Origin of the sequence: Corynebacterium parakroppenstedtii, from assembly GCF_019754935.1 — a bacterium.
In the GTDB taxonomy this organism is placed as follows: Bacteria; Actinomycetota; Actinomycetes; order Mycobacteriales; family Mycobacteriaceae; genus Corynebacterium; species Corynebacterium parakroppenstedtii.
Window position 1 is genome coordinate 125,611 of sequence record NZ_JAGSOA010000002.1, and the last position, 23,672, is coordinate 149,282.

General features: G+C 57.5%; 19 protein-coding genes, 2 tRNA genes and 1 pseudogene. 13 read left to right on the top strand and 9 right to left on the bottom strand.

The window, feature by feature from the left end; genetic code table 11:
* Window positions 1-165 precede the first annotated feature (165 nt).
* Window positions 166-1,344 carry an NAD(P)H-dependent flavin oxidoreductase gene (locus KCQ76_RS07075; protein WP_052722355.1) on the top strand — a complete coding sequence of 393 codons (1,179 nt, stop codon included), beginning with the start codon at window positions 166-168 and terminating at the stop codon, window positions 1,342-1,344.
* A 66-nt stretch (window positions 1,345-1,410) separates the two neighbouring features.
* Here the strand turns inward: KCQ76_RS07075 and KCQ76_RS07080 are convergent, their stop codons facing one another.
* On the bottom strand, window positions 1,411-3,084 hold the full coding sequence (locus KCQ76_RS07080) for an NAD-dependent malic enzyme (protein ID WP_046203125.1): 1,674 nt from the start codon (window positions 3,082-3,084) through the stop codon (window positions 1,411-1,413).
* A 426-nt stretch (window positions 3,085-3,510) separates the two neighbouring features.
* Between KCQ76_RS07080 and KCQ76_RS10850 the strand changes: the two genes are divergently transcribed.
* The gene (locus KCQ76_RS10850; RefSeq protein WP_231725375.1) at window positions 3,511-3,927 is read left to right on the top strand and encodes a hypothetical protein; all 417 of its coding nucleotides are present in this window, start codon (window positions 3,511-3,513) and stop codon (window positions 3,925-3,927) included.
* A gap of 12 nt (window positions 3,928-3,939) precedes the next feature.
* Here the strand turns inward: KCQ76_RS10850 and pth are convergent, their stop codons facing one another.
* The 5 genes from pth to KCQ76_RS07110 form a co-directional block, all read right to left on the bottom strand.
* Complete coding sequence (gene pth / locus KCQ76_RS07090; protein WP_231725376.1) at window positions 3,940-4,608, bottom strand: aminoacyl-tRNA hydrolase; 669 nt, start codon at window positions 4,606-4,608, stop codon at window positions 3,940-3,942.
* Between the two features lie 21 nt (window positions 4,609-4,629).
* Window positions 4,630-5,286, bottom strand: a complete 657-nt coding sequence (locus KCQ76_RS07095) for a 50S ribosomal protein L25/general stress protein Ctc (protein ID WP_046203123.1) — start codon at window positions 5,284-5,286, stop codon at window positions 4,630-4,632.
* Between the two features lie 380 nt (window positions 5,287-5,666).
* Window positions 5,667-6,635 (bottom strand): ribose-phosphate diphosphokinase, encoded by a 969-nt coding sequence (locus KCQ76_RS07100; protein WP_082089932.1) that lies wholly within the window; start codon window positions 6,633-6,635, stop codon window positions 5,667-5,669.
* A gap of 120 nt (window positions 6,636-6,755) precedes the next feature.
* Window positions 6,756-8,282 carry a bifunctional UDP-N-acetylglucosamine diphosphorylase/glucosamine-1-phosphate N-acetyltransferase GlmU gene (gene glmU / locus KCQ76_RS07105; RefSeq protein WP_046203122.1) on the bottom strand — a complete coding sequence of 509 codons (1,527 nt, stop codon included), beginning with the start codon at window positions 8,280-8,282 and terminating at the stop codon, window positions 6,756-6,758.
* Between the two features lie 41 nt (window positions 8,283-8,323).
* Window positions 8,324-8,398: transfer RNA gene (locus tag KCQ76_RS07110), tRNA-Gln, on the bottom strand.
* A gap of 246 nt (window positions 8,399-8,644) precedes the next feature.
* On the opposite strand from KCQ76_RS07110, the gene KCQ76_RS07115 reads away from it, so the two are divergent.
* The 10 genes and pseudogenes from KCQ76_RS07115 (at window position 8,645) to KCQ76_RS07155 (ending at window position 20,197) form a co-directional block, all read left to right on the top strand.
* A complete protein-coding gene (locus KCQ76_RS07115) occupies window positions 8,645-9,541 on the top strand; it encodes a TetR/AcrR family transcriptional regulator (protein ID WP_082089931.1) in 897 nt (298 codons plus the stop codon).
* Window positions 9,542-9,694: 153 nt separating this feature from the next.
* On the top strand, window positions 9,695-13,432 hold the full coding sequence (mfd, locus tag KCQ76_RS07120; RefSeq protein ID WP_046203200.1) for a transcription-repair coupling factor: 3,738 nt from the start codon (window positions 9,695-9,697) through the stop codon (window positions 13,430-13,432).
* 9 nt (window positions 13,433-13,441) lie between these two features.
* Complete coding sequence (locus tag KCQ76_RS07125) at window positions 13,442-14,539, top strand: MazG nucleotide pyrophosphohydrolase domain-containing protein (RefSeq protein ID WP_046203121.1); 1,098 nt, start codon at window positions 13,442-13,444, stop codon at window positions 14,537-14,539.
* 39 nt (window positions 14,540-14,578) lie between these two features.
* Window positions 14,579-15,349 carry a lytic transglycosylase domain-containing protein gene (locus tag KCQ76_RS07130; RefSeq protein WP_046203120.1) on the top strand — a complete coding sequence of 257 codons (771 nt, stop codon included), beginning with the start codon at window positions 14,579-14,581 and terminating at the stop codon, window positions 15,347-15,349.
* Window positions 15,350-15,714: 365 nt separating this feature from the next.
* Window positions 15,715-16,998 carry a phosphopyruvate hydratase gene (gene eno, locus KCQ76_RS07135; protein WP_012731209.1) on the top strand — a complete coding sequence of 428 codons (1,284 nt, stop codon included), beginning with the start codon at window positions 15,715-15,717 and terminating at the stop codon, window positions 16,996-16,998.
* An 11-nt stretch (window positions 16,999-17,009) separates the two neighbouring features.
* The gene (locus tag KCQ76_RS07140; RefSeq protein WP_046203119.1) at window positions 17,010-17,813 is read left to right on the top strand and encodes an FtsB family cell division protein; all 804 of its coding nucleotides are present in this window, start codon (window positions 17,010-17,012) and stop codon (window positions 17,811-17,813) included.
* Window positions 17,814-17,924: 111 nt separating this feature from the next.
* A pseudogene (locus KCQ76_RS10855) lies at window positions 17,925-18,287 on the top strand (DUF501 domain-containing protein); the annotation flags it as partial.
* A 210-nt stretch (window positions 18,288-18,497) separates the two neighbouring features.
* A complete protein-coding gene (locus KCQ76_RS10860) occupies window positions 18,498-19,463 on the top strand; it encodes a Ppx/GppA phosphatase family protein (protein WP_046203199.1) in 966 nt (321 codons plus the stop codon).
* A gap of 90 nt (window positions 19,464-19,553) precedes the next feature.
* Window positions 19,554-19,627, top strand: a tRNA-Leu gene (locus KCQ76_RS07150).
* 411 nt (window positions 19,628-20,038) lie between these two features.
* The gene (locus KCQ76_RS07155; protein WP_257994306.1) at window positions 20,039-20,197 is read left to right on the top strand and encodes a PLDc N-terminal domain-containing protein; all 159 of its coding nucleotides are present in this window, start codon (window positions 20,039-20,041) and stop codon (window positions 20,195-20,197) included.
* A gap of 372 nt (window positions 20,198-20,569) precedes the next feature.
* Here the strand turns inward: KCQ76_RS07155 and KCQ76_RS07160 are convergent, their stop codons facing one another.
* On the bottom strand, window positions 20,570-21,052 hold the full coding sequence (locus KCQ76_RS07160; RefSeq protein ID WP_046203117.1) for a hypothetical protein: 483 nt from the start codon (window positions 21,050-21,052) through the stop codon (window positions 20,570-20,572).
* A 362-nt stretch (window positions 21,053-21,414) separates the two neighbouring features.
* Between KCQ76_RS07160 and KCQ76_RS07165 the strand changes: the two genes are divergently transcribed.
* Window positions 21,415-21,627, top strand: coding sequence for a hypothetical protein (locus KCQ76_RS07165; RefSeq protein WP_046203116.1), 213 nt, complete (start codon window positions 21,415-21,417; stop codon window positions 21,625-21,627).
* A 734-nt stretch (window positions 21,628-22,361) separates the two neighbouring features.
* On the opposite strand, the gene KCQ76_RS07170 is transcribed toward KCQ76_RS07165, so the two are convergent.
* Together KCQ76_RS07170 and KCQ76_RS07175 are read right to left on the bottom strand one after the other, a co-directional pair.
* Window positions 22,362-22,754: a hypothetical protein gene (locus KCQ76_RS07170; protein WP_052722353.1), complete on the bottom strand. Its 393-nt coding sequence runs from the start codon at window positions 22,752-22,754 to the stop codon at window positions 22,362-22,364.
* 189 nt (window positions 22,755-22,943) lie between these two features.
* Window positions 22,944-23,636 carry a hypothetical protein gene (locus KCQ76_RS07175; RefSeq protein ID WP_221914833.1) on the bottom strand — a complete coding sequence of 231 codons (693 nt, stop codon included), beginning with the start codon at window positions 23,634-23,636 and terminating at the stop codon, window positions 22,944-22,946.
* Window positions 23,637-23,672 lie beyond the last annotated feature (36 nt).

The window sequence follows — 23,672 nt, forward strand, 5'->3', positions numbered from 1 at the left end:
CTTTTCCTCTCGCTGGTGTTGGCTCACCGGTTGTGTCTGGCCGTTGCAATGGCGTCAGTGTAGGCCGTCGTTAATCTAACCGCTCCATGATAGCCGCACCACGGTGGGGCAGTGTTTTTAGTGTTTTACCCTTCTGCGCGGTCATGACGCTGTAGTCTCAGCGTTATGAATGAGACCCAGAACACACAACCGACAGCAGACGCACAATCAACAGTGAAGTCGAGAGCCTTCCGACCCATTATCGCCGCCCCGATGGCGGGAGGTCCCTCCTCGCCGGCGCTCGTTGATGCCGTCGCTGCCCACGGAGGGCTCGGTTTCTTAGCAGCGGGATACAAAACCCCAGAAGCGGTAGACAAAGAACTTGACGACGTCGCCCGCCGGGCACGACAACGAGGTGCGGAACCCTTTTATGGCCTCAACCTTTTCGTGCCTCAACCCAGCCCTTCGGGAGTGGAGCGCGATCGTGCTGAGGCATACCGCGATGAGCTGGCGAAGGATTATGAGCGGTTTGGCGTGGTCCAGCCCGATTTGAACTGGACCACTGATGACCAGTGGGAGGGGAAGCTGGCGGTTATACGCCGACGCCTCGACCAACGAGAACAACAAGGGGAGGGGCCCGCTGACGCTGATAGTCACGCCGAGAGCGTTTCCGTTCCCGATGTTCTGAGCTTTACCTTTGGTCTTCCGCCCGAGGAATTGGTCGACGAATTTCAATCGCGCGGAATTGAGGTGTGGGCAACTGTCGCCACCACCCACGCGGCGCAGATCGCGGGCGACCGAGGTGTCGCCGCCATCGTCGTTCAGGGCCCGGAAGCCGGTGGGCACCGCGCGACAACAACACCCGATGAAGAGCCCGGCTCCGAGCCATTGATGTCCCTTGTGGGGGCAGTATCCGGCCTGTTTGCGGACGCGGACGCCGACGACGCTTCGACGCGCCCAGCCGTCATCGCGGCAGGGGGTATCGCGACTCCCGATCACGTGGCGGAGGCGCTACGTCACGGGGCGGACGCGGTTGCAGCCGGAACCATATTCGCCGCGACGGACGAAGCGGGAACGAATGAGCCTTACAAACAGGCACTCATTTCAGCGACGGCTGACGACACCGTGATCACTCGCGCGTATTCCGGACGACCAGCACGCGGGCGTCGGAACGCGTTTATCGACGCGCACTCCGACGCGCCGTCGGTCTATCCCGCGGTCAACGGGCTCACCTCGCCGATTCGGAAGGCGGCGACCAAACAAGGGGAGACGGACTGCATGTCATTATGGGCTGGTCAGAGCGTTGAATACGCCCATGGAGGAACCGCCGGCAGCGTCGTCGATCTTTTACTTCAAGGTAGGTAGTGGATAAGGAATAAACGGCGCGCCGGGTACACACCGTTTTATTCCCCGTCGGCTATCTCTCGTCGCCTATTTCTTGTCATCCGCGTGTTCCGTGGCAAGTTCGTCTGGATACTCCGGCCACCACATCGCGAGACGAACCGCCTCAACAACATTGTCGGGCTCATTTTGCGCAACACCAGAGTCGACCGCTTCACGAATCACCGCTTCCGCAACCCGAGCCGACGATGCCCGCAGATTCTCGACCGGCGGCAGAATGGGCGCACCAAGCTGGGAGGCGTCCACCTGCTTGGCAACCGCCGAGGCCGCAGCCAGCAGCATTCCGTCGGTAACCCGATCCGCCCGTGACACGATGACGCCCAACCCGAGCCCCGGGTACAGCAAGGCATTGTTGCCCTGACCAAATTCGTAGGTGACGCCGTTGTACTCGAAGTCGTCCACGGGGATCCCCGCCGCGACAAGAGCGCGCCCATCCGACCACTTCACGACGTCGGCAGGCATCGCTTCAATGCGCGAGGTCGGGTTAGACAATGGCAGCACGATGGGCCGGTCGCAGTGTTTCGCCATCTCCTGGATCACTGGTTCGGTAAACGCACCGTGGTCAGTCGAGGTGCCGATGAGGATGGTGGGCTGGGCATGGCGAACCACATCGAGCAATCCGATTTTCCCATCTTTCCCGCCCCAGTCTTTCACTTCCGACGCAGGTCGCGCGTATGTTTGCTGGTAATCCGGGAGGTTATCCATGTCATCGGTGACCAACCCGTTGACGTCGATGAGCCAAATCCGCTGTGTCGCTTCATCCTCGCTCAAACCGTCGCGAATCATTCCGGCGCGAATCTGGTCTGCCATTCCGGTGCCCGCTGTTCCTGCGCCATAAACGAGGAGACGCTGGTCAGCGAACGTGGTGTTGTTTGCCTTCATCCCCGCCATGACCGCGGCGGTGACAATAGCCCCTGTGCCTTGCATATCATCGTTAAAGATGCGGTAGCTGTCGGCATTGTCGCGAAGAATACGGCGCGCATTTGATGGGCCGAAATCTTCAAAGTGTAGGAGCGCGTTCGGGAACATATCGCTCGCGACGCGCAAGTACTCGGAAATGAGGTTGTCGTAGCGCTCGCCACGGACGCGCGCGTGGCGATTCCCCAGGTAGAAGGGTGAATTGAGGAGGTCTTCATTATCAGTGCCGACGTCGAGGTTGACGGCGATCACGCGCGAGGGGTCGACGCCCGCAGCGGCGGTGTAGATGGCCAGTTTTCCGATGGCGATGTCGGTTCCGTTGACTCCCCAGTCGCCGATGCCCAGGATTTCTTCGGCATCTGAGCAGACGATGAGGTCGACGTCGTCGGGCCCAAGTCCTAGGGTTTCGAAGCTTTCGCGGATTTCGTCGACACGATCGATGGAGAGATATACAGCGTGTGAGCGGCGGTAGTCCTGTGACCAGTTTTCAATCGCGTCGCCGATGGTGGGGTCGTACACGATGGGGAGGAGTTCTTTGAGGTGGTCAACGAGGAGTTTGAAATAGACGGTTTCGTTACGGCCGTGCAGTTCATCTAAGTAATGATATTTGTTGAGGTTGTTTTCGAATTGGCTTAATTGTTGGTAGCAGCGCTGTGTCTGAGATTCGAGGGTTTCCACTCCCGACGGTAGCCGGCCGGTGAGTCCAAGTTTTTTACGCTCTTCATATGTATATGCGGTACCGCGGTTAATATGCGGATCGGTGATCGCATTGGGACGAATGGACAAGAGCTGTCTCCTCGCTAATAACTGTTTGATGATTGGAAAGATGGGTTGCCCAGGGATATTGCTACGCCCCAGGGCCTTGTAGAAGGACAGGCGAAAGTATTTCGGTTTACGCCATGCCCTTTCGTTCTCATCCTAGAGACGTTTTGCTGAGAATTCCGCTGAGAATTTCCGGGGAAAGCGTGTGAGAGGACAGCGTGCGTTGGGCGAGTGACCCCATGAAGGGCGCAACCAACCTTTAAGAACAATTACCGATAAGAATAGGGGGATCAATGTTTACCCCCAATTCTTACAGAGGCTACCGTCCCGGTGTTATGGTTAGGGCTGAGAGCACAAGGGAAACCTCACAGCTATCAGCCTAACCAGCCCAAACTGGGGGAATAAGGCTGAAATGTGAAGGTAGGTAATTAGTCTCAAGAGGTCATCATTGTGGGTAAGCGAAAAAAGCGCACGTCACGCCAGCGTGCAGTCAGTGCTTACTCATACTCTTCGGGAGATGTGACCGTGCGACGCCCATGTGATGACGACTCGGGGTGCGACGGTAGACGGAAGCCGTGCCCATTTCGTGATGCGGAAGCAGCCTATGAAGCTCAGTATTACGCGCGGTTGGAAGCACGCAAGAAAGGCGTGCTCTTTAACGAAACGCCGTCGACTATGGGGGCCACCGCGCTACACAAAGAAGTAGCGAAATGCCTGGAAAAAGGGCCAAAGAAGAAGTGCTGTCACTCGTCGCCACGGTGTATGCGGTGCCCGTATGTCTTTGCGCAGTTACGCAAGGTCGATACGGCGGAGTTGGACGACGATAACCTCAAGCGGACGCTTCAGAAATTGAGGAATCGCAGGTAGCGCCAGCGTGGCCTAGCGTCCGTGAATCGTGTTCTGCGCGTACTCCAGACCGCGAGTTGCCAGCAGCTCCACGGCATCGGCAGCAGTAGAACACATCAGGTCTACATCGACGGATTCCCGAGTCGAAAACTTTTTTAAGACAAAGTCCGCTGGAGACATACGTCCAGGTGGGCGGCCAATTCCTAATCGCACCCGAAGATAATCTTTCGTCCCCAAGGCCTTGGTGATATCCCGCAGCCCGTTATGGCCGCCTTCGCCACCTCCCCGCTTAAGACGAACTGTCCCAAAATCAAGGTCGAGGTCATCGTGAAGAACAATGACGTTCTGAGGAGGAATGTGGAAGAAGCGAGCCAAAGCAGAGGTCGGTCCGCCCGAGAGGTTCATATATGACCGCGGGCGGCTCAGAATAAGGGAAACAGATGAACCATTCGGGCCGGACAGCGACATCTGCGCCGAATCCGTGTTCGTTTTCTTGTGCCGCGATAAAGTCACGGGGACGGGGACCGCGCGGGACGCCACCTCGTCGAGGGCCATCTGGCCAATATTGTGGCGAGTGCCCTCGTATTGAGAGCCGGGATTGCCCAGCCCGATCACCAGGAATGACTGTGAGTCGGAGCCCTGGCTCTTGACTGGGCTGCGGCGCGGCGCACTCCCGCCACGTGATTGAGATGTTGAAAACATACCCACGGAAAACGGCCTGAATTACTCCTCGGACTCGCCCTCGTCGGACTCGCCCTCAGCCTCAGTGGCTTCCCCCTCGGTCTCTTCAGCCTCGGTGTCTTCCTCGTTGTCAGAGTCGGTATCGGCAACCTCAGGAACGACCACGTTAACGATCAGCGTCTCCGGATCAGAGATCAACGTGGTGTTGGCCGGCATCTGGACGTCGCCAGCGGTGATCTGGGTACCAACTTCCAGACCCTCAACATCAATGGTGATTTCTTCCGGAATGGACAGAACGTCGGCTTCGACGTCGATAACGTCGACATCCTGCATGAGCATGGCGCCCGGAGCAACCTCACCCTCGGTAACAACCGGAACCTCAACCTCAACCTTTTCGCCACGGCGAATAGCCAGGAGGTCAGCGTGGTCGGCGTCGAGTGTGAGGACGTTCTGGTCGACGGCCTTCACCATGGTCAGGTGCTTTTCACCGTCAACGTTGAGGTCGACGATGGCGTTGGCACCGTGGTTACGCAGAACTGCGTGGAATTCGATGGAGTCCACCGAAATATGGATGGGCTCGTCGAGTTCTTTGCCGTAGATTACGGCAGGGATGCGGCCTGCGCGACGCAGACGACGGGAAGCGCCTTTGCCGAATTCGTGACGGGGCAAAGCTTCAAGGTCGGTAATGTTTGTTGCCACAATAATCTCCAATCATCAGCGATGAACGCGCAGAAAGGAACGTAGTGTAGGAATATCTGCGCGTCTGTCGCCCCGGAGAGAGAATCACGCAGAAAAAGCGGAATGGTTTCGCAGTGGGAACCATTGCATACCAGTGGGCTGGCTTCACCGAGCCGTGTGTATGCCGCTGTAGATTTTCATCGCGTCGATAACGGGGCCCTGTACTTGTGCGCGGTTCTTGTGCGTGCACGGTTACGGGCCGCCCTCGCCGAGACATACCGGCCCAGGATAGCAAGATTGGCCGGAGGAACCAAACGTTCGTCCGGCCGAGAACCTCGCTCATCGGGTAGCGACGATGCGAGGCAAGTAGCGCCAACGTAGTCAGCGCCGACGCGGGTCGCTTACTCGAAGAGGTTGGTGACGGATCCGTTTTCGAAGATCTCGTGAATGGTCTTCGCCAACAGTGGGGCAATCGACAGAACAGTGAGGTTGTCCCAGTGATCCGTATTTTGCGGCAGCGTATCGGTGGTGATCACTTCGCGCGCACCACATTCAGACAGCCGCTCGCGAGCTGGATCCGAGAACACACCGTGGGTGGTGGCGATAATGACGTCATTCGCCCCAGCCTCACGCAGCACCTTGACAGCGCCTGCAATGGTTCCACCGGTATCGATCATGTCGTCGAGCAGCACACAGGTTCGCCCGGACACGTCACCGACAACACGGTTGGACGTAATCTTATTCGCGACGTCAATATCACGGGTCTTATGGACGAAGGCGAGAGGTGCGTTACCCAACTCCTGGGCCCACTTTTCGGCCACCTTCACGCGCCCGGCGTCGGGGGAGACAACAACGATGTTCGAGGTGTCGTAGTTGGATTTCACGTAGTCCGTGAGGATCGGCATGGCGTGCATGTGATCAACCGGGCCGTCGAAAAATCCCTGGATCTGGTCCGTGTGGAGGTCAACAGACACGATGCGATCAGCCCCGGCAGATTTCAAAAGGTCTGCAACCAGGCGAGCAGAAATCGGCTCGCGGCCACGGTGCTTCTTATCCTGGCGGGCATAGGGGTAGAAGGGGAGAATTGCTGTGATGCGCTTTGCAGACCCACGCTTAAGCGCGTCGATCATAATGAGCTGTTCCATCAGCCACTTGTTCAGCGGCTGCGGGTGGGACTGCAAGACGAAAGCATCGCAACCGCGGACGGATTCCTCGAAACGAACGAAGATCTCGCCATTGGCGAAGTCGCGGGCGGTGGTGGGGGTGAGCTCGATACCTAGTTCTTTGGCGACTTGCTCTCCCAGAGCGGGGTGGGCACGCCCAGAGAAGAGCATGAGGTTTTTCTGGTTTTCCGTCCAGTGTGAATTCACGGTATGCCTTTCTGTGTTGACCACGGTGATCACGTTTATCGGCAGTCAGAGTGGAAATCTGATCAACCCTGCAGGCGTGGGATAGTGGGACTCACCAACTATCCCCGGCACTTAGTGATACTACGTCCTATCGGTCCGCGAGTTGTCGGATGGTGCCGAATTGTTGGGGGCTTTACCTGTGCTTTCGGGGGTACCGGCTGCCTCAGCCGCGCGCGCTGCTGCAGTTCCCGGGCGTTTCTTAGCCACCCACCCTTCGATAACCCGCTGCCGAGCACCGGGGACAACCAGCGCACCAGCGGGAACGTCGTCGGTAATCACCGTTCCAGCCCCGGAATAGGCACCATCGCCTACGGTCACAGGCGCAACAAAGGTGGTATCAGATCCTGTCCTGACATGGGACCCGACGGTCGTGCGGTGCTTATTGACACCGTCATAGTTTGCGAACACCGAGGAGCATCCGATATTCGAGTACTCGCCGATGGTGGCGTCGCCCACATACGTGAGGTGCGGAACCTTCGTACCACGGCCGATGCTGGCATTTTTCGTCTCGACGTAGGTCCCGATCTTTCCCTCGTCGCCCAAGTGAGTTCCGGGGCGCAGGTAGGAGAACGGCCCGACGTGGGCATTGCTGCCAATGATGGAATCAGATCCATGTGAGCGAATAACCTGGGTTCCTGAGCCAACGGTGACATTGGTGAGGCTGGTATCGGGCCCGATCTCTGCGTTGTCCTCAATGTGCGTGGTGCCGTGAAGCTGAGTCCCCGGATGAATGGTGACATCACGTCCGATCGTGACATCGACATCAATCCACGTGGATTCGGGATCGATGATGGTGGCCCCATTGCGCATGTGCTTTTCACAAATGTGTCGGTTGAGCACCCGCCCGGCGGCGGCAAGCTGGACGCGATCATTCACACCGGCCAATTCCGCGGGATCATGCGCCATGTGCCCGCGGGCGATGAGCCCCTCGTTCCTGGCAATGCCAAGCACGTCGGTCAAGTACATCTCGCCTTGAGCGTTGTTGGTGTCCAACTTGCCTAATGAGTTGCGCAAGACGTCAGCATCGAACGCGAACACGCCGGTGTTCACTTCTTTGATTCGGCGCTGGTCCTCGGTGGCGTCTTTTTCCTCGACGATGGCGGTCACTTCGCCATCGGCATTGCGGATGATGCGCCCATAGCCCGTCGGTGTCGGCGCCTCCACGGTGAGCACGGTCACGGCTGCTGCCGGGGCATGAGTGTGAGCGTTGACCAGCGAATCGAGCGTGCTCGACGACAAAAGAGGAACGTCGGCATTCGTGACGACGACCGTCCCCGTGAAACCAGCCAATTCATCGCTGTCCATGCCACACATGACGGCGTGGCCGGTGCCGTTCTGTTGTTCCTGATGAGCCAAGGCGACGCCAGACGTCGTCGAGGTTTCTTCTTGCCAGGCTTCAACAGCCTGCTCAACGAGTTCCTTCTGATGGCCGACGACCACGACGAGGTGGTCGGGGTTTAGCCCCTTCGCGGCATACAAAGAATGGGAGAGTAGTGAGCGCCCCCCAATCTGATGAAGCATTTTTGGGGTATCTGACTTCATTCGGGTGCCAGCCCCTGCGGCCAAAACAATGACTGCAACTGGGGTAGTACTCACGGACTCTCCCATCGTTTATGAGTATTCGGGTGATAGATCCGATCATATAGTTGTGGCTCTCCCGCCAGGACTCGAACCTAGAACGGCTGGACCAAAACCAGCTGTGTTGCCTATTACACCACGGGAGAAAGCACAGGAGGACAATGTCCGTCGCTGCGGCGCCTTACTCTACCCGACGAGCCGCCCAAAGTGCCATTTCCCCTGAACAACACACCGACGAGCCCATGTTCCCCTCCGCGCAGCCCCGCGCTCAGGTGCGATTTAAGTGCGATTATTGTGCAGCCATCGTTCCAGGTCCGCGCTTCGACTCCTCGTGTTCTACATTTTTCCGGCACTACGACAACGTGGGTGTACGTTCCAGATATCCTGAAGATATGACACGTCAACGTATGTCGGCAGCAGAACGTCGCTCCCAATTGATCGCTATGAGTAGGCCTGTCTTTGCTGAAAAAGGCATTGAAGGTACCAGCGTCGAAGAGCTCGCTGCGCGCGCCGGTGTGTCCAAGCCCGTCATTTATGAACATTTTGGTGGGAAAGAGGGTCTCTACCAGGCAGTTATCGACGAAGATATGGTCGCCCTCGACCGCACTATCGACGAAGCACTCGTTCAGGGGCGGTCGCGTATCCGAATTGAACGGGCGGTCTACGCCGTCCTGGATTTCGCGGAGAAAAATGAGGAAGGTTTCCGGATCCTGGCTCGCGATGGAGCTGTTGTGGGGGCTGTCGGGAGATCGTCGCAGTCGAAGGCGGCATCGCATCATGGGAAGTCGGCGGAAGATCACTCGTCGGCTGAGGACGGTGTCCATTCCACTTTGCTCGGTCTTTCGGTGAATCGCGCTTCCCATATTCTTGCCGACGCTTTCAAGCGGAATGGTTTAGACGAGCGTCTCGCGGAGCTCTATGCCCAGGGCATGATGGGGTGCGTCGCGATGGTGGCGCAGTGGTGGACCGTCAACTCGATGGGCGTCGGCAGTGACAAAGATGGAGCCGCAGAAAACGGTAGTGATGACGACAGCGACAACGCACACGTGTTTCCCAAGGACGCAGTTGCTGCCCACATCGTGAACCTCATGTGGAATGGCCTTGCGGGAATGGAGAAGGACCCGATCCTCCATGAGGACGTCGAGGGAGAAGCCGGCCAGCAAGGTGTCAGGCTGGGTGCTGGTAAGGATGCCGACCCGGCCGAGGTGTACAGACAACAGCAGCGGGACGCGGAGCAGTCCGGTTCGTCCACCTCAGAGGGCCAGGATTCGGACGAGGCCGACGACTAGTATCCGCGACACTCCTCCGCAAGGCTCCCCATTACAATCAGCCTCATGACGCACACCTCTGCACAGACTCCCATGCCCTCATCCGATGCGTCCGTGTCCGACGCTGCTCGTGCGGCAGTCCGCAAACCTGAAGGAAAGGACGCGTCGGAAGGAATGGGATGGCCACCCTTGGCTGGGGTGGTGCAGTTGGCGTTGCAATCGCCGAAACTCCAAGGAGTCCTGGCCTCGGTGGGGGAGCCACGGCTGCACATCTCAGCCATCGACGAGGCACGGTCATGGGTAGCCAGGGCAATCGCCGAAAAATCTGTCGTTGTCATCGTGACCGCGACCAGCCGCGAAGCCCAGGATCTCACCGCAGAATTGCGCGACATGTTGGGCGATGCCGTCGCCATGTTCCCGGCTTGGGAGACGCTCCCGCATGAGCGGTTGTCCCCTGGTTCGGAAACAGTGGGTTCTCGGTTAAAGATCCTCCGCCGTCTTGCTCACCCCCATGACGTCCCCGGTGAGCAGCCAATTCGTGTTGTCGTTGCCCCGGCGCGGTCTTTTATTCAGCCCATCATGAAGGGCTTGGGGGAGCGCGAACCGATCATCCTCGCGGAAGACACCGATGTCACGGGAATCGCCACTCGTTTAGCGGAGATGGGGTATCAGCACGTGGATCTCGTCGGCAAGAGAGGGGAATTCGCCGTCCGCGGTGGTGTGGTGGATATTTTCCCCTCCACCGCTGAACTCCCGGTGCGCGCCGAGTTGTGGGGTGACGAGATTTCCGATTTGCGCGCTTTTTCGGTGGGTGATCAGCGAACAATTGAAAATTTTGATCCAGGCGTCGTCCCTGTGTACCCGTGTCGTGAGCTTCTTATCGACGACGCCGTCCGCGCCCGCGCTGAAAAAATGGCACGCACACACGCGTCGAATGCCACGCTGGCGGACGCGTTGACGAAGATCAGCGAAGGTGTCGCCGTTGAGGGGATGGAGTCCCTCATTCCGGTGCTTTTCGACGGTCCGATGGTGACGCTTCCTGAGGAAGTGGCCGCGGCGGATCCGTCAGTGACGACGACGGTGTTAGTGATGTCGCCGGAGAAAGTGCAGCGCCGGGCCGACGACTTGATTGCCACCGGCAAAGAGTTTGTCAAAGCCGGGTGGGAGGCTGCCGCGATGGGGGCGGAGTCACCGATTGACACCGCCGCACTGGCGGAAGCCGAGGACGGCAACGATGATCTGAACGTGGACCAGAGTGCGTATCGCTCCCTGGGCGCCATGGAGAAGACAGCGGAACACCACGGTTTGTCCTGGTGGACGTGTGCTCCTCCGGGGTTCTTGGGCAGCGCGGAGACATCGTCCACCCTCGAGCTGGATTTCTCCACCGGGCCTCAGCCTAAGGGGAAACCGGGCGACGTAGAGAAAGCGATGGCGGAGCTTCACGACCACGTGGCGCACGGTGGCCGGCTCGTGTTTACGGCACTCACCCCCGCCTCTGCGCAACGTATGAGCGGTCGTTTCCGTGAAGCCGGCATCGGTGTGACTCCCGATGCGGATCCCCACAATCCGCCCGCGCCGGGTAAAGCCACAGTCATTCGGGCAGTGCTGCACGGGGGCTTAGTTATCCCGCATGTCGATAACTCCCGCCCCTTGCTTGTCGTCGCTGAAACCGATTTCACCGGCAACCGCATCGCTGCTTATGGCGATGGGCGTCGTCGGCCACGGCGCAAACGCAACCGCGTCGACCCGCTCTCGCTCAACCCGGGCGATCTCGTCGTCCACGAGACTCATGGCATCGGCCGATTCGTGAAAATGCAGGAGCGCACCGTCGGCAAGGGTGCTGATGCGACCCGTCGGGAATACATGGTTCTGGAATATGCCCCGTCGAAGCGAGGCGGTGCAGCCGACCACCTCTATGTCCCCATGGACAGTCTGGATTTGCTCTCGCGGTATGTCGGCGGTGAGAACCCGTCCCTGTCAAAAATGGGCGGATCCGATTGGAAGAACACCAAGAAGAAAGCTCGCGCCGCGGTTCGTGATATCGCCGCCGACCTTGTGCAGCTGTATGCGAAGCGCCAAGCCGCGCCGGGGTACGCGTTCTCGCCGGACACCCCGTGGCAGCGGGAGATGGAGGACAACTTCCCGTTCACGGAGACGGAAGACCAGTACAACGCCATCGAAGCGGTCAAGGAGGATATGGAGAAGCCCGTCCCCATGGACCGCGTGATTGTCGGCGACGTGGGATACGGCAAGACCGAGGTCGCCGTCCGTGCCGCATTCAAGGCCGTGCAGGACGGCAAACAGGTGGTTCTCCTTGTTCCCACGACGTTGCTGGCGCAGCAGCATTTCGCAACCTTCAGCGAGCGCATGGAAGGTTTCCCCATCACGATCCGCCAGCTGTCCCGCTTCACCACGCCGAAGCAGGCCCGCGAAGTCCTGACCGGGCTGGCTGAGGGGCAGGTCGACATCGTAATTGGTACTCACCGTTTGCTGCAGACTGGGGTGCAGTGGAAGAACTTGGGGCTCGTTATTGTCGACGAGGAGCAGCGTTTCGGTGTGGAGCACAAGGAGCACATCAAGGCGCTGCGGTCCCACGTTGACATGTTGACGATGTCCGCGACGCCTATTCCCCGCACGCTGGAGATGTCGATGGCGGGAATTCGCGATATGTCGACGATCCTCACCCCTCCGGAAGATCGCCACCCCGTGTTGACCTACGTCGGTGTGCAAGAGGATAAGCAGATCGCGGCGGCTATTCGTCGGGAATTGTTGCGCGATGGCCAGGTGTTTTATGTGCACAACCGTGTGCGTTCGATTGAGCAGGTCGCGCAGCATATTCGTGAGCTTGTTCCGGAAGCGCGCGTGGTCGTGGCGCACGGCCAGATGAATGAGGATCAGCTGGAGAACACCGTCGAAGGGTTCTGGGACCGCGAGTACGACGTGTTGGTCTGCACGACGATCGTCGAAACAGGATTGGATATTTCGAATGCCAACACGCTGATCGTCGAGAATGCTCACCACATGGGCTTGGCCCAGTTGCACCAGCTTCGTGGCCGCGTTGGCCGGTCGCGCGAACGCGGATACGCCTATTTCTTGTACCCTCCGTCGCAAACATTGACCGAAACGTCCTACGACCGTTTATCGACGATTGCGCAGAACAATGATCTTGGCGCCGGGATGGCCGTCGCCATGAAAGATCTTGAAATGCGCGGTGCCGGCAATGTTTTGGGCGCTGAGCAGTCGGGTCACATCGCTGGTGTCGGCTTTGACCTCTATGTCCGCCTTGTTGGTGAAGCCGTCGAGGCATTCAAGGCGATGGCCGACGGCAAGCCGATCGATGGAAGCGATAAGGAAAACAAGGAAACGCGCATTGATATCAACGTCGATGCACATATTCCCACGAGTTATATCGCCTCTGAACGGCTACGTTTGGCCGCGTACCGGGACCTTGCCCAAGCGAAGAATGAAGAGGCGTTGCAGAATGTCCGCGCGGAATTAGTGGACAGGTACGGCCAGCCGCCACAGGAAATTGACCGGCTGCTCGCCGTCGCCCGGTTACGCATGGTCTGCCGCGAATGTGGCGTGACCGATGTTGTGGCAACTGGCGCGAACAAGGCCGCTATTTCGTTTTCGCCGATTGAACTGCCCGATTCAGGGCGAGTGCGTTTGGGCCGGCTGTACCCCGGCGCGCAATACCGTGCCACAACCCATAATGTTGTGGTCCCAGCTCCCAAGAAAGGGCGGGGCATTCGGGCTCAAGCCGTCAAAGATGAGGAATTGTTGCAGTGGTGTGCGGACGTGATGACGTCGCTGCTGGGTAAGCCGCGCCGGGAGGTTGCTTCTGGTGTGCAGCCGGACACTACTGGGGGCAAGAGTCACCAAAAGAATTCCACTAAAAGTAAGGTCCGTTAATATATAGCCATGTCTGTCATTGTCCTCGATCCCCGTTTTCCCGGCATGCTGCCCGTCGACGCTGTGTCTCTGGTGGGCAATGACGTGTGCTACACCGAAGAAGTCCCAGTCCGCATCCGTTGGGTGATTGCCGATCTAGGCGGCCATGTGGTGGATGATACCGACACTTTGATCACCACCGATCCCTATAACGAATGGGTGCGCGAGAGGCTCCACAGTGGTGATCAGCTGTTAGTAGCGCCCTCCTTGTATTTCCAACGACGGCCAGACCGCGCTCTGGCGTCGGGCTCGCAGAATAATGCGCTGAGCTCTGGTGCTTCAGGCGAGCTTGAGGGGATGGATGCGGAGAATCCGCCGAAGTATCCAGATTATGACTTCGCGTTGAAAGCAATTCCGCAGTTGACGGATGGTGCGGAGGCGTCGGAAGAAGCGTATGCAGAGGGTTCGTCGGCTGGGGAGTCCGATTACCCCTCTGAGCAGCGCAATGGGGGAGTCCAGGATGGCGCAGGGAGTGCCGGCGATGGCGTGATTCACGGGACCGCTGTCGTTGGTGATAGTGCCGATACCGAAAACGCTGACGACGAAAACACTGGTGGCGTCGACGAAACCACCGAATCGGGTGGCGCTTCCAGTCCGAGCCAGAGCGAGATCCCCGAGGCTGTTCTCAATGAGATCGAAGAGGCCATTGCGGTGATGTCGCGTGCGTTGCGCCAAGGGGAGTGGGAGCAGAGCCAAAGCCACCAGTCTCTGCTTGCCTATCTGCGTGAGGAAGTTGAGGAGTTAGCCCAGTCCATCGATACGTGGCAGGCCGGGGATCTGGCGTCGGAAAAGCGGCTGTGCGATGAGCTGTCGGATATTTTCTTGCAGGTTCTGTTCCATGCGGAGATAGCTAACCGACGCGGCGCTTTCGATATTGGGCATGTCGCGGCGTCGTTTGTTCATAAGATGCGGACGCGCGCTCCCTATCTGTTCGAGGAGACCGAGCGTCCAGTTGGCCTGGATGAGCAGAATCGTTTGTGGGAGGAAGGGAAACGACGTGAGCAGTCGGCTGCCAACGAATCGTGGTCGGCTCCGGCTTCTCACGGGGACCCCGGTTCGTCGTTGTAACGCCGTCATCTCACCGAATCGGAGTCTGTGTTCTGGGTTATGAAATCTGCACGTACCCTCATTGCTGTTTTCGCGGTGTTGGCGCTGGTCATCGTCGCTATTGGTTGGTTGGTATCCCACGTCCATACCGATAGTTCGTCGATGCGGAAGCCGATTCCGTCGGACGTTCCGCCGCCGAATGGAGTTGCGGCTCCGGCAGTCGATACGTCCAAACACACGCGCACGTCGGAAGAGTTTCGGACCTGGGCGGAGCCGATATCGAAGAAAACCGGTATTTCTGTTGAAGCCTTGAGCGCTTATGCGAATGCGAATGTGGTGGCCCGTCATTCGAAACCGGGGTGTCATCTGGATTGGACGACCCTCGCGGGTTTGGGATGGGTAGAAACTCGCCACGGCACCTATAACGGACATCATTTTGATTCGGTGTCGATTGATTCCAATGGCGATGTGAAGCCGCATATCCGTGGCGTTCAGCTGGACGGTGCTCCCGGGTTGGAGAACCTGCCCGATACCGACAATGGCGAACTGGACGGCGATAAAGAAAAGGACCGGGCGATGGGCCCCTTGCAGTTCATTCCGCAGTCGTGGGAGAAGTATGGGGTTGATGCCAATGCGGATGGGAAAGCGGATCCCGACAATATTGATGATGCTGCAGTCGCGGCAGTGAATCTTTTGTGCGATTTTGACCGTGACTTATCGACGGCGGACGGCTGGAAATCGGCTGTGCGCTCCTACAATAACTCGGCGCAGTATGTGGAGGATGTGCGGCGAGCTGCTGCCAATTATTCGCTCCAGCAGAAGCCGGCATAAGGCCTGGCGCTACGCAGATCGTGGTGGTCGCGCTACGTCGAATACATTGTGTGTGCGACCCTGAGAGCCGTTTACGGGCGTGTTCTTGGACACAGTCCAGCCCGCCAAAATGTCCGTTTACGTTTATAAATATCCATTTATGCAGGATAATTGTTGTTTTGTGCCCGGTTTGTAGGGTAACCGTCATAATGGAGTGACCTTCATCATGGATGCCATTGTTTCGGGATCGTGCCACAATAGAAGGCGTAGGTCACGCTGCGTCCTCGCCATCATGTGCTGTGCTAGTCACAGCGTTACCGGTGGCGTCAGTTGATTGCGCGGGGCCCTGATTAGATAGGTTGTAGTCGAATAAACAGGAGGCCATTGTGGCTCAGATTATCGATGTTCAAGCTCGCGAGATTCTAGACTCACGCGGCAACCCGACCGTTGAGGTTGAGGTTCTTCTTGACGACGCTTCGTTCGGCCGTGCAGGCGTTCCGTCCGGTGCTTCCACCGGTGTTCACGAGGCTCACGAACTCCGCGATGGTGGCGACCGCTACCTGGGCAAGGGCGTTCGTCAGGCCGTCGAGAACGTCAATGAAAAGATCGCTCCGGCAGTGACCGGTCTTGAAGCTGACGACCAGCGCCTCGTCGACAAGGTGATGTTGGATCTTGACGGGTCGGACAACAAGTCCAACCTGGGCGCGAACGCGATCCTCGGTGTCTCCTTGGCAACGGCGAAGGCCGCTGCCAGCTCCGCCAACCTTGAGTTGTTCCGCTACCTTGGCGGCCCAAACGCTCACGTACTCCCCGTACCGATGATGAACATCGTCAACGGTGGTGCCCACGCGGACTCCGGCGTCGATGTTCAGGAATTCATGATTGCTCCGATTGGTGCAGATTCCTTCCGAGAGGCTCTCCGCATGGGTGCGGAGGTTTACCACAACTTGAAGTCCGTCATTAAGTCCAAGGGCCTGTCCACGGGTCTTGGCGACGAGGGTGGCTTCGCTCCGTCGGTTGATTCCACCAAGGAAGCTCTGGACCTCATTGCTGAGGCTGTGAAGAAGGCCGGCTACAAGCTCGGCGAGGACATCGCTTTCGCTCTGGACGCTGCATCTTCCGAGTTCTACGACAAGGACAAGGGCGTCTACAACTTCGAGGGCGGCGAGCACAGCGCCGAGGACATGGTCAAGGTCTACGAGGAGCTCGTCGAGAACTACCCGATCGTGTCCATCGAGGACCCGCTGCAGGAAGACGACTGGGAAGGCTACACCAAGCTCACCGCTGAGATCGGCGACAAGGTCCAGATTGTTGGTGACGACTTCTTCGTCACCAACCCGGCACGCCTGAAGGAAGGCATCGAGAAGAAGGCTGCGAACGCCCTGCTGGTTAAGGTTAACCAGATCGGTTCCCTCTCTGAGACTGCCGACGCTGTGCAGCTGGCTCAGAACAACAACTACCGCTGCATGATGTCCCACCGTTCCGGTGAGACCGAGGACACGACCATCGCTGACCTCTCGGTTGCTTACAGCTGTGGCCAGATTAAGAGCGGTGCTCCGGCTCGCTCTGAGCGTGTTGCGAAGTACAACCAGTTGCTGCGTATCGAGGAATTCTTGGGCGACGCTGCCGTTTACGCTGGGCGCTCAGCTTTCCCGCGCTTTAACGGCTAAGATCACAGCCTATGGCACGTTCACCTGAATCAGGATCGCCGGCAGGATCGGATTCTCTCGCAGCAGGGGGAGAGCGCGATCACGTCGATAGCGCTACTGCTGCGTCAACGGCTGCCGACCATCGCATGAATGGCCAGCAGGCCGGCAAACCTGATGAGGGTGTCACTGTGTCCGATTCCGACGCTGGTGTTGAGTCGGATACCGCGTCGGAACGTAAGGGCACGTTGCCTAAGCCGATGCGCCAGTCGCGTCGGCGTCGTGCGCAACGCCGATTGCGGGAATTCCGCTTCGGCGGGAGCCGTAAACAGTGGGTGTTGACTGTTCCGAGTCAACAGTCCGCGGTGCGGCTGATTATTTTGGCCTGTCTTGTGGTGGCGATGACGATGACTATTGCCCCGCCACTGAAGTCATACTTTCAGCAACGTAGTGAGTTGCAACAACTTCATATCGATATAGCTCACCAGGAAGAAGAGAAGGCTGAGCTGCAAAAACAGCTGGATTTGTATAACGACGACGATTTCGTCAAAGAGCAGGCTCGGCTGCGACTAGGCATGGTCGAGCGGGGGGAGACCTCCTGGCGGATTATTGATCCTTCGATTACGACGGGCACTCCCGAGGAATCGGATTCAAAGAAAGACGAACAGCAGGATCCCTGGTACACGCAGTTGTGGAGCTCGGTCCGCGAGAAGCCGTCGGATAAAGAGCAGCACGAGGATGAAGCACCATCATTGGGCGTGCCGACGGTGAATGATCCGGATCCGAACCGTCAAGCGCCGGCACCGGCGAACGGGAATCAGTTTCAGCCCGGCAATTAGGTCCGGCCGAGGAATTCGTTTCGGCCTGGGGATTAGGTCCGGTCTGGGGGAGAATTAAAATAAGTGGACATGACGAGTTTCTCCGGAGTGTCCGACGAAGATATGGCCATCATGACCGACCAACTAGGGCGGCGTCCGCGCGGTGCCCTCGAGGTGGCGTATCACGCTCCAGATGGTCAGCCGGCTGTGGTGACGACGGCCCCCCGGCTCGACGATGGTACCCCTTTTCCGACCCTGTATTACCTGACCGACCCGCGTCTGACGGCAGAGGCGTCGCGACTCGAAGTCGCCGGAGTCATGAAATGGATGACTGAACGGCTGGAAACCGATGAAGCGCTGGCTGCCGATTACCAGGCCGCGCACGAACACTACCTGAGTGTCCGCAACAGCATTGAGGATTTGGGAACCTCTTTTTCCGGCGGCGGTATGCCCGATCGGGTGAAGTGCCTACACGTTCTCATGGCTTACGCTCTAGCGGAGGGGCCGGATACCGTTCGCCTGGGAACTGAGACCGTCGCTTTGGCGCTGGCCCACAACCCTGAGCTGCGCGGAACTGTTCTTCCGGATCAATGGCCGACGGTTGAGGAACTGGGGATTAGCCTGGCCACGGCTACCGATTCGACTCTCGAGGCTCATTCTGCGGAATCGAACAATGCTCTGAACGAGGCCCCCAGCACGCTCTCTTTGGCTGCCGTGGATTGTGGTACCAATTCCATCCGCCTTCTCATTACCGACGTCGATGCACGGTCTGGGAATGCTGTGCGCGAGGTTACCCGGAAGAATACGATTGTTCGTCTTGGTGAGGGCGTTGATAGTTCTGGGCAGTTGTCGCCAGCTGCGATCGAGCGGACGCGGGTTGCGCTGCACGGATACGTTGACATGATGCTCGATCATGGCGTGAGTGTTGTCCGTATGGTCGCGACGTCGGCAACGCGGGATGCGTCGAACCGGGATGATTTCTTCGCCATGACGAAGACCGAGCTCGGTCGGGTTGTGCCGGGGGCGGTTGCGGAAGTCATCGAGGGGACGGAAGAAGCGCGACTGTCTTATCTCGGCGCGACAATGGATGTGGAGGCCGAGGGGCCCGTCGTTGTTATTGACGTCGGTGGTGGTTCAACTGAGTTCGTCGTGGGGGACAAGGCCGGGGACGTTGTGGGGGCCGTGTCGACCCAGATGGGCAGCGTCCGGTTGTCGGAGCGCTTTTTGCACACGGATCCTCCGACGGAGGCGGAGTGCGCGGCAGCGCGGGAGGTCGTCGATAAGAACCTGCGTGAGGCTGCGGAAAAGTTGCCTCTTGCTGAGGTCGCGACAGTTGTTGGTTGTGCGGGTACCTTTACGACGGTCTCGGCAGTGGTTCAGGACTTGCCTGAATACTTGCCAGAAAAGATTCATCTTTCGACGCTTGACTCGGACGATATTCTCGCGACGACGGCGAAGGTTCGTGTGGAAACCGTGGAGCAGAGGAAGGCCCGGCCTCAGATTTTGCCTGGTCGTGCCGATGTTATCGGTGGGGGAACGCTGATTATTGACGCGATCGTGGAGTTCTTCCGCGCTAAGGCTGGCATCGAACAGATCACCGTGAGTGAGAAGGATATTTTGGACGGGATTATTGCAGGATTAGCCAGGCAGCGAGTGTCTTTTGAGGCGTGACCACGGGATTCTGTGTCTGTGGGGTAACGCGGTAAGATGAGGCTCGCTGTTGTGCTCACCGGCGTGGTTCGGTGTGCTGTCAATGGCAGTGCCCCTATAGCCCAATTGGCAGAGGCAGTGGACTTAAAATCCATTCAGTGTGGGTTCGAATCCCACTGGGGGCACACCACTCTCTTTACTGTATGTGCAGTTTAGAGGGTGGTTTTTGTTTGTTGAATCACGCTTTTTGGTCGACGTGACTACATTTTGACTACATCTGAAATAGGTCGGCCATAGCCTGACCAGGGGGAAGGTCAGTAGGCGTGTCTCGGGTTCCATTAGGTCAGAAGAATGCCTCAATCTAGTTAAGCGCAAGAACTAGACATATAATCCTCATCCCACTGTCGTCGCTCCGTAACCTCGGATAGTCTGGGACCCGACCGTTTAGGTTAGCTATGGTCGAGTGATTTGGGTGTCTTAGGAAAAGGGGCTTAATTATTTTCGGATTTTATTTAGCCGCCGTGGCCGCCGCTAATGACGACTGGGGATCAGTGGTGCTGTTAATCGGGGTGGTAGCGCTCATTGCGATCCCGCTCGTGATTTTTATTGGCGCTCTGGTTTCAATCGTGTCATCGAGCCGCTATACCGTTTTCGGAAAAATAATCTGGATTGTTGTTACATTCTGCTTCCCCATCCTGGGACCGATTGTGTGGTTCATATGGGGACGGAACGTGGAATCGATCGTGAAGAATTAGCACCTCGGTACGAGTGCTATTCCGCCCGTTTTCTATGTTGATTCCGGATAAAGGACATGGTCTGGGGCTCGGGACCCGGTTGCTTGTAATGGGCAAGGTGGTTGAACGCGTGGATTCGAATCCCATTGGGGGCACAAAACCCTCTTTACTGTTTGCGTAGTTCAGAAGAGGACGGGGGCGCAACCGTCGTGACTACATTGTGACGGCATCTGAAATAGGAAAATGATGGTCAGGCCCGCCGAGGTGAGATCATCCTAGAATTGATTAGCGCGTATCCGTTGCCCAATTATCACCCTGGTATTCGGCGGGTAAACCCACACCCGTCATTGAGAGCGCCATCGACCGGGTGGGATTAAACCGTATTAAATGAGCCTATTTATCGGCGTCTTTCATGTCCTGGCTGGATACGTTGTATGACGCTGTGGCAGCGGCACCGGTTGCTGTATTCGTGGCAAGTTGTTTGCCTTTCACTGAGATAGTGCACGTGATGGTTCCATCGCTTTGAGCGCCATTCGTCGCGGTGAGTGTGGCGCCGAAATAGCCTTTGACATTGACGTCTTTACTCCATCCAGCAGCAATGCCGGTGTCTTGGGCTTGTTCTGTGTCACAGGTGCTGTAGGTGGCGATGGCGTCAGTTGCATCTCCGGTGATGGAGTACGTGATGGCGTGTTCGGTGTCTGCGTCGTCTTGTACTTGTTTAGCAGCGAAGCTGATTGCCAGGATGATGATGACAATAATTGCGAGGATTGCCAGTGAAACCATGCATCCGATCCGCTTGTACCAGGGTTTCTTGGGTTCTTTGACATAGACGACTCGGGGGTTTTGGTTGTTCTCGTTGGAATTGGGAGCGGTCATTGGGATGGTCCTTTCTGAGGATTTTTAGAAGTTATTGGCACTGTTCGGCGTCGGGAATTCGCTCGCACAATGGCGGAAGCGTTTGATTGGGTCCGTAACCGTCGCCGCTATCGGGGTTAAAGGTTGGAGTCGATGGGGTTTCCATTCTTTGTTGGGTTACCTGGTATTGATTTGATCGAGATGTCATTTGGGTGGCACAGTGCTGCGTCCACCCTGAGGTCCCGTCGGTGAAAAATGTGGTTCCGGTTTCGTGTAGTTGGGGATTTCCGCAGCTGCTAATTGTCTTGTTGAGAAGATGTGGGTGATCAAACCCTGGTGCCCCGGTGTAGCCAATGACGCCATCAGATTGAGGTTGAGTTTGTGTGACGGCAGGTTGCTCTGTTGGTTCAGCCGACGGATTAGCAGCAGTAGTTTCGGGTTGCGTTGGTTGGGATGGTGCGCTGCTGGACGAGGAGGATGTCGTGCTGGTTAATGTCGCTGTCGCTACGGAAGATGACTTTGTGCCGTTTCCGGCGTTGTCGGTACAAGCCGAAAGCGGTAGCACTGTGAGCAGCAAGGCGAGGGCGATGCCTTGACGTTGTTTGTGCATGATTAGGTGTTCCTTTTTGCGTTGTCCACACCTGAATTAGGTTGATAAACTCACCGAGTTCTTCAGCTATATGCCAGGGGTGGGGGGCAGTGGATCAGCCTGGCAACTCTATATTGGCCCGGGAAAGTCACGGCGTTAGCTGGGAAAATGTCAGCTTTACGTCTTTTCCGTCGTATCAGCGCTTCACTTGTACTGTTCTAGATGTGAATGCGCAGGCGAGCTCGTGTTCGAGGCGACAGTACTGGGGTATAGGGAATATTTCGGCCGCCGAATGGGGGTATGGCTGTCCGGCAATTCTTCCCCCCCGTTCATGGCCCGGCGTGTCTTGCGGTGGCTAATAGGCCGTTGGCAAACGAACTCGGGCTCATATTTTCGGACGGTAATGCAAGGTGGCGCGTATCGATTTTCGGCGGGGCTGAAGCTACCTTCGGACCGGCAATGTTGAATCGCGACGAACCCCGCTCCTAACAGAAATCGCCAGTCACAAAGGCTGAGTATTGGCAAAAAGAGTTGATACATCATTCCCTGGGTGATGGGTGTATTAAAGATGGATACCCGCTAACCAAATGGATCGTAGTTGGAATGCTGTTTATCCCTGTCTCCAGAAGTGTGTACCTTTCTAACGCCACAAAAACGAAGATAAGAAAACGTCTTCAAAAATAAAAAACCGCCCACATCGGGGCGGTATGGAATCGGTCTTATTTGGCCGGGACCTAGATTTTACTTGGCTGCGCTGTTCTCAGCGGGCAGGCAGCCTGTTAGACCACCGGTGATGCCTCCACCGAGGCCACCGATCACTGCTCCAACAATGTTGCCGACGCCGGGGCCGAAGATGGTGCCAGCAGTAGCGCCGGTCAAGATGCCGGTAAGCGCTCCACCGAGTGTGCTGAGCGTGCACTTGGCAACGTAAGCCTTGTGCTCAGCGCTATCCTTGTCAGAGCCATCCGTCGCGGATTCCTTTTGCTGATCCGTGGCGGAGGCTGCGGATTCATCCTGGGCCGTTGCAGTTGCGGCGGGGGTTGAGGGAGCTTCTGCCGCCTGTGCAGCCGGGGCTCCGACGGTGAGTGCACCTGCGAGCGCCAGACTTCCGAGGATAGCTTTTGTATTCTTCATTACGGTGTCCTTTCAGAGAGATGGGCACACCACCGCACGTTTTCCCGGCTGATACAGGTTCAACGATTTCGATGGCGACATGTATATTATATATTAACCCCATGTCGGACACCAACCCCTCAGCGATAATTCATACCGGCTGATTCACGTTTTTACAGACGTTTTACCGGTCAGTTCTCCCGGATGGTGTTATCGCCAGGGAACCCACTTGGGGTTCGTGCTGTCTGAGCACCGCAGTGGCTTTCCTTGCTCTGTTTGTCCGGTGGCACCGCGATCAAGTTCCGGACCACACGGTGAGTTTTCCACGACCGGGTGCTTTACGGTGAAGTTTTCCCACGGTTGCAACTGGTAAGTCTCGCTGGGCTGTGTTTCTTCTTTGCTGGGCTGCTGGTTTTGCGCCTCAGTTTGCTGGTTGCCACCGTCGTTATTAGGCGCCGGGACTGGTGCAGTAGGTGGGGCGGGATTGTCTTTTGGCTTGTTGTCGGCCGGTTTGTTGTTGTTCGGCTTGTTATCTGCCTGCTTCTTGTTCTCTTTGTCCTTATCCTTATCCCCGTCTTTATTGTCCTTCTTGTCTTTGTTCTCGTCTTTGCGATCGTTCTCTTTGGCAGCCTTGTCTTTATCGTCGGGATTGTCCGTGCTCTTCGGCTCTTCAGAGGAGGGAGACTCAGAGGAGGGAGACTCAGAGGAGGGAGACTCAGAGGAGGGAGACTCAGAGGATGGTGACGGAGAAGGTGAGGACGACGACGGTGACGTCGTCACTGACGACGTCACGAGCGATGTTGATGTTGACGACGATGAGTTGTCGTGAGAGCAGCCAGTCAGAGCTAGCGTCGTGGCAACGACAGCGGAACTGAGTGCGACGGTGGAGCAGGAAAAGCGCATAGTGTTTTCGTTTCCTTAAATTGTTGGTGTGGTTTC